Consider the following 10,138-nt stretch of genomic DNA (forward strand, 5'->3'; position numbering starts at 1 on the left):
CTTCAAGCGCATCCGCCCCGCGTTCCGCTACGACCGCTCCCTGGACGTCATCACCCAGGGCCGGGCCCACGGCATGGTCACCAAATCCAACCTGATCCTGGGCATGGGCGAAACCCGGGAAGAGATCTCCGAAGCCCTGACCGACCTGCACGCCGCGGGCTGCGACCTGATCACCATCACCCAGTACCTGCGCCCCTCCGAACGGCACCTGCCCGTGGACCGCTGGGTCAAACCCCAGGAATTCGTCGAGCTCGCCACCGAAGCCGAGGAAATCGGCTTCCTCGGCGTCATGTCCGGCCCGCTGGTCCGCTCCTCCTACCGCGCCGGTCGCCTCTGGGCCACCGCGATGCGCAAGAAAGGCCGCGAAATCCCCGCTCATCTGGCCCACATCGCCGAAGGCATCCAGGACTCCGGCACCACCCGCCAGGAAGCCCGCACCCTCCTCGCACACCACGCCACGGCCTGATCGGCAAGGAGCCAGCATGTTCCCCACCCGGATTGAAATCATTCCCTCAGCCGGAATCGTTGAGAAAGTCCAGGCGGCGGTGCCGCTTTCCACAACGCTCACCGTTACCTGCCTGCCCCATCACGGAATCGCGCGGACCATGGAGGCTTCAATCAAGCTCAGCCTCCTCGGCTACACCGTGATTCCGCACCTCTCGGCACGCGGGCTGGAGCACCGTGCGCAACTCTCCGGTATCCTCCGGGACTGCGAGGCCGTCGGGATCAGGGAGGTCTTCGCCATCGGTGGCGACGGGCCGCAAGGTTCCGGCCCCTACCGATCGAGCCTTCCCCTCTTGGCGGATATCGCCGAGTACACCGGTGGCAGCATCACGGCGGGCATCGCCGGTTATCCCGAGGGACATCCTTCCGTGAGCGGGCTCGACTTGCTGGACGCCTTGTTGGCCAAACAACACTTGGCCACGCACGTTGTCACGCAGATGTGCTTCTCCGCCCCGACGATCCTCGACTACGCAGCACTCCTGCGCCGGGAAGGCGTCGAGCTGCCGGTGTGGGCAGGCGTGGCCGGGGCCGTTCCCCGGACCAAACTGCTGGCCCTGGCAGCCCAGATCGGCGTCGGGACGTCCCTGAAGTTCCTCAGCAATAAAGGAACCCTTGCCCGGAAGCTTCTAGGCGGGGACAAGTACTCACCGGAAGGCCTCGTTTCCGAGATCATGGCGCACCCGGATGGCATCTCGGGAATCCATCTTTACAGCTTCAACCGACTGGACATGCCCATCTGGGAACGAAGCGACCTCCCCGATCCTGAGGCCAGCGAGGCAGCATCCGCGTAATCTGGCACCGCCTAGGTCCTGGGGACCCCTAGCTCCCCGGGACCGAAATCGCCGCGACCGTCTTTTGGTTGTCATCGCGCAGTTCCACGCCCGAAATCCCGGCGAGCTGGACCGGCGTCGCACCCGTGACCTTGATGTGGCCACTGGACGTCGCGGTCCATCCGCACGCCATTTCCTCCGTGCCGTCGCGGCCCTTGACCCACAGGTACATCGTGCCTTGCGCCGGCATGCTGCGGCCTTCCAGCTGAAGCTCGGTCCCCCACGCCTTCCTGACGAGCCCCACGGTGAGCTGCAGGCCATTGTCTGTCTGCACGGAGTAACTGGCGTCAGGCTTGGGTGGCTGGTTCACCACGGGCCCTGCCAGTATGCCCAAGCCAAGGCACGCCGCGGCGACGGCACCCACCAGGGCCGCCCACCGGCGTCGGGATTTCCGCCGCCGTGCCGCCATCTTCAGGAGGATCGGCTGCGGGAGCGTTTCCGTGAAAGCCCCTGTAAGTGGGCGGGCGTCGGAAGGGGCAGCGGTAGAGGGCTCGACGGCGGGGCGCCCGGCGGCGAGCGCGACGGCGTCGGGCACGGGGACGGCGTCGAGGAGGGCAGGGAGGCTCTCCAGCTCGCCCAACTCGAGCCGGCAGTCAGCGCAGCTCACCAAGTGCTCCTCGAAAATCCGGGCCTCGGCAGGCTCGAGTCCGCCGAGCAAGTAGGCGCCCAGCAATTGGTGAAGTCCGGTTTCGTTCACCGCTGCACCCCCATTTCGTCGAGAATCGTGCGGAGCGCCCTCACGGCGTAGAAGGCCCGGGACTTCACTGTGCCGCTGGGGATGTTGAGCCTCAACGCGGCCTCGTTCACCGTGAAACGTTCATAATGCAGTGCTACCAGGACCTCCCGGTGTTCGGTGCTGAGCCTCAGGAGCGCCTCCTCCATGAGGACCCGGTTGAGGAGCTCGTCCACCCGTTCGGTGGCCTCCTCCGGATCCGCCATGTCGCGTTCGGCAGCCTCTGCCGGGCGCCGCTGGGCCTTGCGGTAGTTGTCGATGATGACGTTGCGGGCAGTGCGGAACAAATAGCTGCGCAGGCTGCCGGTGATCTGCGGGGCGTGCTGCCACACGCGAAGGATGGTTTCCTGGACTACGTCCTCAGCCAAGTGCGCGTCCGGCGTGCAGCTCAGCACGAAGCGGCGCAGGGCCGTGCCGTGGTCGCGGTAAATCGCGGCCACTACATCCTCGTCGAGCGGCATCGGCGCCTCCTTGGTGCTCGGCTTCCCCTTCTCCTGCGATACGACGTGCCCGCCACGAAAAAGGTTCAAGCCCCCTGAACCATTCTTCACCCGACGGCGTCGTACGGGTTAGCTTCCGGCACGTCCACGGCCGGTCGACCCGAAGGAGCAAACCATGAAGAAGCAACTCGGCACCGGGCTCGGCATCCTTGCTCTGGCCATCGCCCTCACTGGCTGTGGAGGAAGCCCCGGCGCGTCGTCATCTTCGAGCGCCACCAGTCCCAGCCCCGCGGCGTCGAGTTCAAGCGCTCCGGCGTCGAGCACTCCTGCTGGCGCGGCGGAACTGAAGACGGCGTCGTCGAGCGTCGGCGAGAGAGTGGTCGCGGCGAACGGCAAGAGCGTCTACGTCTTCGCGAAGGACGTCAAGGATTCCGGCAAGAGCGCCTGCACCGGCGGCTGTGCCACCAACTGGCCGGCAGTGACAACGACGTCGGCCAAACCGGCGGTTGACGGGGTGAGCGGAACCATCGGCACCATCCCCACGGCAGACGGCAAGATGCAGATCACCATCAACGGGATGCCTATCTACTTCTACTCCAAGGATGAAGACTCCAGTGACACCTACGGACAAGGCGTGGGTGGCGTGTGGTTCATGGTCAGCCCGTCCGGTTCCATGTTGACCCCTAGCAGCACCCCGAGCAGCACCCCAAGCAGCAGCACACCAAGCGGGAGCAGCATGGGCTACTGAAACCCTCGCTCACGTTTGCACCCCAAACGGCAAACGCCCGCTCAGATCTTTCCGGACCGGCCGGAAGATCTGAGCGGGCGTTTGTCCAAAAGGCCTCAAAGGTGAGCGGGCGTCCGCCCCAGATGCCCTAAAAGTGAGCGGGCGTCTTAGGCGTCTTCGAACGCTTCAGCGTCCTCGAACTCCACCGCGGCGATGATTTCCTTCGTCTCGGGGTGGATCATGAAGGCTTCGTCGTCCTCTTCGATCATGATGTAGTTGCCGTGGTCCGTGGCAAAGTGCCAGGCGAGGATCGTCTCGCCGTCGTGCTCGTAGTTGGGATCGCCCATGGTGATCTTCTCCAGCCGGTAGCCGGCAACATCGCACAGTTCGCGGATGATGAGCTCGAATTCGGGGGCGTTCTCGAGTTCGGCTTCGGCCGCCTCGGCCTGACGCTCTTCGAGGTTCGGGATGAGGGCTACACGCTCGGCGATGTGTGCCTCGAGCTGCTCCTCGTCGAGGTAGAGCACACCGTCCTGGCTGCGGAGCCACGCTGCGTTGAGTTCGATGATGTCTTCGGTCTCCAGGAGGGATTCGAATTCGCCGTCGAGGGCCTCGAGCTCGGCAACGGCTTCCGGTGCCACCTCGGACTCGTCAAGGTCGCCGTCCAGGTAGGCCTCGGCGTCCTCCTCGGACAGCGCGTCGAAAGCTGCGGCGGTGCGGTTGAACAGCTCGAGGTGGCCCTTGGCGCCCATTCCTTCAAGGCCTTCGCGGACAAACGCATCCACCTCTTCGCGCTCCGGGACCGTGAAGACGTACTGGGCGAAACCGCCCGCAAGTGCCTGTGTCAGGTAGTAGTCCACAAAGTAGCTGCGCAGGGCGTTGGTAGCGATTTCCTCATGGTTGAGGAGCTCCTCGTACATCTCGTTGACCACGGTGACGTTCGCGTCCACAACGTCTGCGTTGTCGGCCTCGATGCTGTCCTTCGTCAGAATGACGGGGTTCTCATTGCTGGTCATGGGATTTCCTCACTGCTGGGAAGCTTGTGCTGCTCCGGACCCTTTCAACGTACGCGGGGGCGGTTGTCGGGCAAGCTAGGCAGAGGTGAACGTCCGGCAAAGTTTCAGGGCTGCTGCGTGGGCCCTAGGATTCATAGATAGCCTCCTGCCGAAAGTAGCCTTAACGAATGCCTTCCCACTCAGACGATTCCTGGGAACTGGCGATTCAGACACCCGCCATTAACGACCGCTCCCTCGCGGCCGGCCTCGCCTATGCCATGGGAAGCCGGGTCAGCGGCATCACCTTCGACTCCGCCACGGGCCTGATGATGGGCAAGGTCAGGGGCAGCGGCCCGTCACCGTATTCGACGTCGGCCAAGCTGGTCCGCAAGCCCGGAGGCTGGAGCTGCACCGTGGGCGTGTGCAGTTGCCCCGTCCGCAAGGACTGCAAACACGTGGCCGCCCTTCTCTTCGCCGCGGAAGACCATCCCGCAGTGCGGGCACAGCTGCTCAGCGCGCCCGCGTTCGGACAGACGGCCCAAACAGGGGGAATCGTGCAGCGGCCGGCCTGGGAACAGGCGCTCAGCAAGCTCATCGCCACCCCGGGGACCGCACCGCAAGGCCAGGGCCTCCCCTTGGCACTGGCCTTCGAAGTGGAAGAACCGGCCCCGCACTTCTCCTACACAGGCCGGCGCGATCCTCTCCGCAGCGTGCGCCAGCTCAAGGCCCGCCCAGTGATGATGGGAGCCAAGGGCAAGTGGATCCGGGGCGACGTCTCCTGGACCAACCTGAACTACCTCGGCTACAAGCGCGAGTTCAACGAAGCCCATATCGACTGGATGCAGAACTTCCTCGCCGCGCATTCCACCGCGGACTACCGGCAGCTCACTTCCAGCATGTGGATGCTGCTCAACGAATTCGCCGGCAAGAACCTGTGGAGCCTGCTCGCCGAAGCCTCGAAGGTCGGGGTTTCGCTCATCCACTCCGGCGGGACCGAGCCGGTCCGCATTGCCGCGGAGCCCGCCGTCGTCGGGCTTGACCTTAGCCGGCCCGACGACGGACTGCAGCTGTCGCCGTCGGTGACCTTGGGCGGGGACGCCCTTGATCCGGCGGCCTTGGGCTTGATCGGCCGCCCGGCGCATGGATTGTTCTTCACGGGTCCCGGCGAGGGGCACTTGCCCGGCGTTTCGGCCCCCGCTAACCTCATCACGCTGGCCCCTTTGGAGGGCGGCGAGTCGCAGGAACTCCTCGATTTCGTCATGGGCGCGTCCCGGCTCCAGATCCCGGCGAAGGACGAAGAACGATTCCTCACGGCGTTCTATCCGAAGCTCAAGCAGTCCACGCGGGTCACGGCAGCGGACCATTCCGTCGAGTTGCCGGTCCTCGCCGTGCCCACGCTGTCCTTGCTGGCGAACTACGGCTCCGACCACCGCGTGCGGCTGCACTGGGAATGGCACTATAAAGCCGGCAAGCTCGTGACTGCCCAACCCCTCTGGCGGCACCCTGACGACCACGGCTATCGCGACGACGCCGAAGAAGCCCGGATCCTGGAGACCCTGGGCCGGCCTTGGGAGGTGGTTGCCGCGCTGGGCGAATCGTCGAGCGGCGGATGGGGGGCTCCACGCCTCGCGGCCTCGGTGGCGCTGGATGGGCTGGACACCCTGGCCTTCACCGAGGAGGTGCTGCCCCGGCTCCGCGAGCTGCCCGACGTCGTCGTGGACACCTCCGGCGAGATCGCCGACTACCGCGAGGCCACCGAGGCTCCCGTCGTCTCCATTTCGACCAAGGCAACCGACAGCCGCGACTGGTTCGATCTTGGCATCGTCATCACGCTCGAGGGCGAACCCGTGTCCTTCGCGGCCGTGTTTTCCGCCCTCGCGGCCGGCCAGAGCCGGATGTTGCTGCCGAGCGGCGCCTACTTCTCGCTGGACCTGCCCGAACTGCACCAACTCCGCGCGCTGATCGACGAGGCCAGGTCCTTGCAGGACAACCCGGACCGGCACGGCACCCTGCAGATCAGCCGTTTCCAGGCCGGGCTCTGGGATGAGCTCGCGCAATTGGGGATCGTCGACGAGCAGGCGGCAGCATGGCGGGAGGCCGTGGGCGGATTGCTCGACGACGGCGTGACCGGGCTGCCGCTGCCGGGCTCGCTCGACGCCGAGCTGCGCTCGTACCAGTTGGAGGGATTCAACTGGCTGAGTTTCCTCTACCGCCACAGCCTGGGTGGCGTCCTGGCCGACGACATGGGCCTCGGCAAGACAGTGCAGGCGATTGCCTTGATGTGCGCGGCGAAGGAGCAGGCTGAGTCCGGCGCCGGAGGCACCGCGGGCGGCAGCGCCCCCTTCTTGGTGGTGGCGCCCACCAGCGTCGTGGGTAACTGGGCCGCGGAAGTGCAGCGCTTCGCCCCCGGTTTGAGCATAAAGACCGTGGGAGAGACCTTCGCCAAGAGCGGCGCGGATCCGCAGGAATCCATGGCGGGCATCGACGTCGTCATCACCTCGTACGCGCTGTTCCGGATCGACTACGAAGCCTACGCCGCCAAGGAATGGGCCGGACTGATGCTCGATGAAGCCCAGTTCGTCAAGAACCACCAGTCCAAGGCCTACCAGTGCGCCCGGAAACTCCCGGCATCCTTCAAGCTGGCCATCACGGGAACCCCGCTTGAGAACAACCTCATGGAGTTCTGGGCGCTGACCTCGATCGTCGCACCGGGACTTTTCTCCAGCCCGCGCCGCTTCGCGGAGTACTACCAAAAGCCCGTCGAAAAGAACGGCGACAAGGCCCAGCTCGCCAAGCTCCGCCGTCGGGTCCGTCCCCTGATGATGCGCCGCACCAAAGAGCAAGTCATCAAGGACCTGCCGCCCAAGCAGGAACAGGTGCTCGAAGTGGTGCTCAACCCGCGGCACCAGAAGGTGTACCAGACCCACTTGCAGCGGGAGCGTCAGAAGATCCTTGGGCTCATCGACGATGTCAATAAGAACCGCTTCACCATTTTCCAGTCGCTCACCCTGCTGAGGCAGCTGAGCCTGGACGTCTCCCTGGTGGACGAGTCCTTGTCAGCCGTGCGCTCGTCCAAGTTGGATGTGCTGTTCGAACAGCTGGAGGACATCGTCGCCGAGGGGCACCGGGCGCTCATCTTCAGCCAGTTCACGGGGTTCCTGGGCAAGGTCCGGGAGCGGCTCGACGCGGAGGCCATCGAGTATTGCTACCTCGACGGCAGCACCCGGAACCGGGCCGACGTCGTGAGCGAATTCAAGAACGGCGCAGCACCCGTGTTCCTCATTTCCTTGAAGGCCGGCGGGTTCGGCCTGAACCTGACCGAGGCCGACTACGTGTTCCTGCTGGACCCGTGGTGGAACCCCGCCTCGGAAGCGCAGGCCGTGGACCGAACCCACAGGATCGGGCAAGCGAGGAACGTCATGGTCTACCGCCTGGTGGCCAAGGACACCATCGAGGAAAAGGTCATGGCGCTCAAGACCAAGAAGTCGCAGCTGTTCGCGGATGTCATGGAAGGCGACGCCCTGGCCGGTGGCGCGCTGACGGCGGAGGACCTGGCCGGGCTATTTGCGGAGTAGGTTCGCCCTGAAGCAACTGCTTCTAGGTGGCCTAGGCTGGACCGCATGGCTATTATCCATCGAGCAACCCTGAGTCCCAGCAAACTTGAGCTCATCGAAAAGTACTTGCCCGTCCAGCCGTGGTTCACCAAGGACGGCTCCGCGCCGCCCGAGCTGCTCGGTGCGTACCGCTTCGATGATCCGGACGGCGAAGTCGGCCTCGAAACCCACTTGGTCTCCCACGGCGGCAAGGTCTACCAGGTTCCCCTGAGCTACCGGGGTTCGGAATTGCCCGGTGCGGAGCACTCGCTGCTCGGCACCATGGAACACTCCGTGTTGGGCACGAGGTGGGTGTACGACGCCTGCACCGATCCCGTCTACGTCGCTGCCCTGGCCACCGCCATCCTCACTGGGCAGCGGGAAGCCGAACAGTTCGTGGACATGGACGGCGTGCTGGAGCCAAGGGCGAGTTCCGTCGAGGCCAAGGGCAGTGGAACCCCCGGCAGCGAAGTCCCCGCTCTGAGTCCCGCAGCGCCGATCACCGAAGGCGGCGTTACCAGCATCGACGCCGGTGAACTCACCGTCCAGGTGAACCGCGTCCTGGATCTGGGGATCCAGGATTCGCAAGATTCGGCTGCCCTTCGGGGCACGTGGGCCGGGCAGGAGGCGCCGGTGCTACTGGCGTCCCTCTCGCGGCCCTAGAGGACTACTCCCCCGGTCGCGGTCTCCACACCACAACTGCCTGGGACCGCGCCCGGGGGCGCTGCCCGCGGGCCAGGCTGACGACGTCGCCAGCTGCTCCCGCAGCAAAAACGCGGGCCTCCATGGGGCTCCGCCGCCGCTGCAGTTCCTCGCTCAACTCGGCCACGCGGAATTGCAGCGCGACCACCTGGTTTTCGAGCTCAAGGATGCGCTTGATGCCCTCAAGGGACACGCCTTCGTGGGAGAGCCGCTGGACCTCGCGCAAGCGGTCGATGTCGCGTTGGGAGTAACGCCGGGACTTGCCCGGCGCACGGCTCGGCGACACGATGCCGAGCCGGTCGTACTGGCGCAGGGTCTGCGGGTGCATGTCAGCCAGTTCGGCCGCGACGGAGATGACGAAGATCGGCTGGTTGATGTCGATGCCCATGCCTACGTCCCCTCCCATGTCTTCTGCCGCTACAAGCGGGCCTTGGCGGCCAGGTCGTGGCGAGGATCGGCGTCGGCCGTAGCCGCGGCGAACGCCTTGACAGCTTCCTCGGCCTGTTTGTTGAGGTTCTGCGGGACGGAGACGTCGATCGTCACCAGCAGGTCTCCGGTGCCCTTCGAGGTCTTGACGCCTCGGCCTTTGACCCGGAGCGTCCGCCCGGAAGGCGTGCCGGCCGGGACGCGGACGGTGACAGTGTCGCCGTCAAGCGTCGGCACGTGGATGTTGGAACCCAAGGCCGCCTCGGCGAAGGTGACCGGCACGTGGATCCGGATGTTGTCGCCGTCGCGATTGAAGAAATCGTGGGGCTTGACGTTCACCGTGATGATGAGGTCCCCGTTTCCGGCTGCGCCTGGGTTGCCCTTGCCACGCTGGCGGACCTTCTGGCCGTCCCTGATGCCCGCGGGAATCTTCACGTCGATGACGTTGCCGTTGCTTTCGCGGAGGCTCACCGTGGTGCCATGAATGGAGCCTGCAAAGGAAATCGAGGTGGACGCCGTGCGGTCGCTGCCCTTTTGCGGGGCCCGCTGGAAACCGGTCTGTCCACCGCCGAAGCCACCGCCGAAGAGGTCAGCGAACTCGGGCGGGATGCCCCCGGCACCGGCAGGCTGGCGTCCGCCGCCGAAAAGCCCGCCGAACAGGTCCTCGAAGCCGCCATTGGCCGGGCCGCCGCGAGCTGCGCCCGGGGCGAAGCGTGCCCCGCCCATGGCGCGAATGGCATCGTACTGCTGGCGCTCCTCGGCATCCGAGAGCACCGAATAGGCCTCCGAGATGTCCTTGAACTTCTTCTCCGCAGCAGCATCCCCGGAATTGGTATCCGGATGGTACTTCCGCGCAAGCTTGCGGTACGCCTTCTTGATGTCAGCGTCAGAGGCGTCCTTGGCGACACCAAGGATGGCGTAAAAATCCTTCTCAACCCAGTCCTGGCTGGCCAAGGGCGTTTCCTTTCGATCTGTTCTTGCCGAGCTCTCCGCGATACATGGGCCCCCGCCCCTCCGCCGGGTGGCCAAGGATCTTCGATCCTCAGCCACCCGGCTCCGATAGGCCCGATGCCACTCCCGGGGCCCATGTATCGCTGCGAGCTTGTGGTCAACTCACCTTAGGCGAGAAAACCGCTTGAGCCGTAGCGGATGAGGGGGCCCGGGAGTGGCATCGGGCCTGCCGGAGCG

At 65.5% G+C, this 10,138-nt stretch carries 9 protein-coding genes and 1 pseudogene; 5 read left to right on the top strand and 5 right to left on the bottom strand.

Going from position 1 to position 10,138, the window contains the following annotated elements:
* Both VLA65_RS17860 and VLA65_RS17865 read left to right on the top strand, forming a co-directional pair.
* Window positions 1-466, top strand: a pseudogene (locus tag VLA65_RS17860) (lipoyl synthase); the annotation flags it as partial.
* Between the two features lie 16 nt (window positions 467-482).
* Window positions 483-1,295, top strand: a complete 813-nt coding sequence (locus tag VLA65_RS17865) for a methylenetetrahydrofolate reductase (RefSeq protein WP_084784663.1) — start codon at window positions 483-485, stop codon at window positions 1,293-1,295.
* A 28-nt stretch (window positions 1,296-1,323) separates the two neighbouring features.
* Here the strand turns inward: VLA65_RS17865 and VLA65_RS17870 are convergent, their stop codons facing one another.
* Both VLA65_RS17870 and VLA65_RS17875 read right to left on the bottom strand, forming a co-directional pair.
* Entirely contained in the window at window positions 1,324-2,031 is a 708-nt protein-coding gene (locus VLA65_RS17870) for an anti-sigma factor family protein (protein WP_332603281.1), read from the bottom strand.
* Window positions 2,028-2,528 carry a sigma-70 family RNA polymerase sigma factor gene (locus VLA65_RS17875; protein ID WP_059389901.1) on the bottom strand — a complete coding sequence of 167 codons (501 nt, stop codon included), beginning with the start codon at window positions 2,526-2,528 and terminating at the stop codon, window positions 2,028-2,030. Before VLA65_RS17875 ends, VLA65_RS17870 begins: the two co-directional genes overlap by 4 nt.
* A gap of 154 nt (window positions 2,529-2,682) precedes the next feature.
* On the opposite strand from VLA65_RS17875, the gene VLA65_RS17880 reads away from it, so the two are divergent.
* On the top strand, window positions 2,683-3,255 hold the full coding sequence (locus tag VLA65_RS17880; protein WP_332603282.1) for a COG4315 family predicted lipoprotein: 573 nt from the start codon (window positions 2,683-2,685) through the stop codon (window positions 3,253-3,255).
* A gap of 146 nt (window positions 3,256-3,401) precedes the next feature.
* Here VLA65_RS17880 and VLA65_RS17885 read toward each other — a convergent pair whose 3' ends face one another.
* Window positions 3,402-4,250, bottom strand: a complete 849-nt coding sequence (locus VLA65_RS17885; RefSeq protein ID WP_332603283.1) for a DMP19 family protein — start codon at window positions 4,248-4,250, stop codon at window positions 3,402-3,404.
* A 167-nt stretch (window positions 4,251-4,417) separates the two neighbouring features.
* On the opposite strand from VLA65_RS17885, the gene VLA65_RS17890 reads away from it, so the two are divergent.
* Window positions 4,418-7,804, top strand: a complete 3,387-nt coding sequence (locus tag VLA65_RS17890; protein WP_332603284.1) for a DEAD/DEAH box helicase — start codon at window positions 4,418-4,420, stop codon at window positions 7,802-7,804.
* Between the two features lie 45 nt (window positions 7,805-7,849).
* Window positions 7,850-8,485 (top strand): CG0192-related protein, encoded by a 636-nt coding sequence (locus VLA65_RS17895; RefSeq protein ID WP_332603285.1) that lies wholly within the window; start codon window positions 7,850-7,852, stop codon window positions 8,483-8,485.
* A 4-nt stretch (window positions 8,486-8,489) separates the two neighbouring features.
* On the opposite strand, the gene VLA65_RS17900 is transcribed toward VLA65_RS17895, so the two are convergent.
* Together VLA65_RS17900 and VLA65_RS17905 are read right to left on the bottom strand one after the other, a co-directional pair.
* On the bottom strand, window positions 8,490-8,912 hold the full coding sequence (locus VLA65_RS17900; protein WP_284991311.1) for a heat shock protein transcriptional repressor HspR: 423 nt from the start codon (window positions 8,910-8,912) through the stop codon (window positions 8,490-8,492).
* Window positions 8,913-8,941: 29 nt separating this feature from the next.
* Entirely contained in the window at window positions 8,942-9,904 is a 963-nt protein-coding gene (locus VLA65_RS17905) for a DnaJ C-terminal domain-containing protein (protein WP_284991285.1), read from the bottom strand.
* Window positions 9,905-10,138: the final 234 nt, after the last annotated feature.

This window comes from Arthrobacter sp. S2(2024), from assembly GCF_036662515.1.
In the GTDB taxonomy this organism is placed as follows: Bacteria; Actinomycetota; Actinomycetes; order Actinomycetales; family Micrococcaceae; genus Arthrobacter.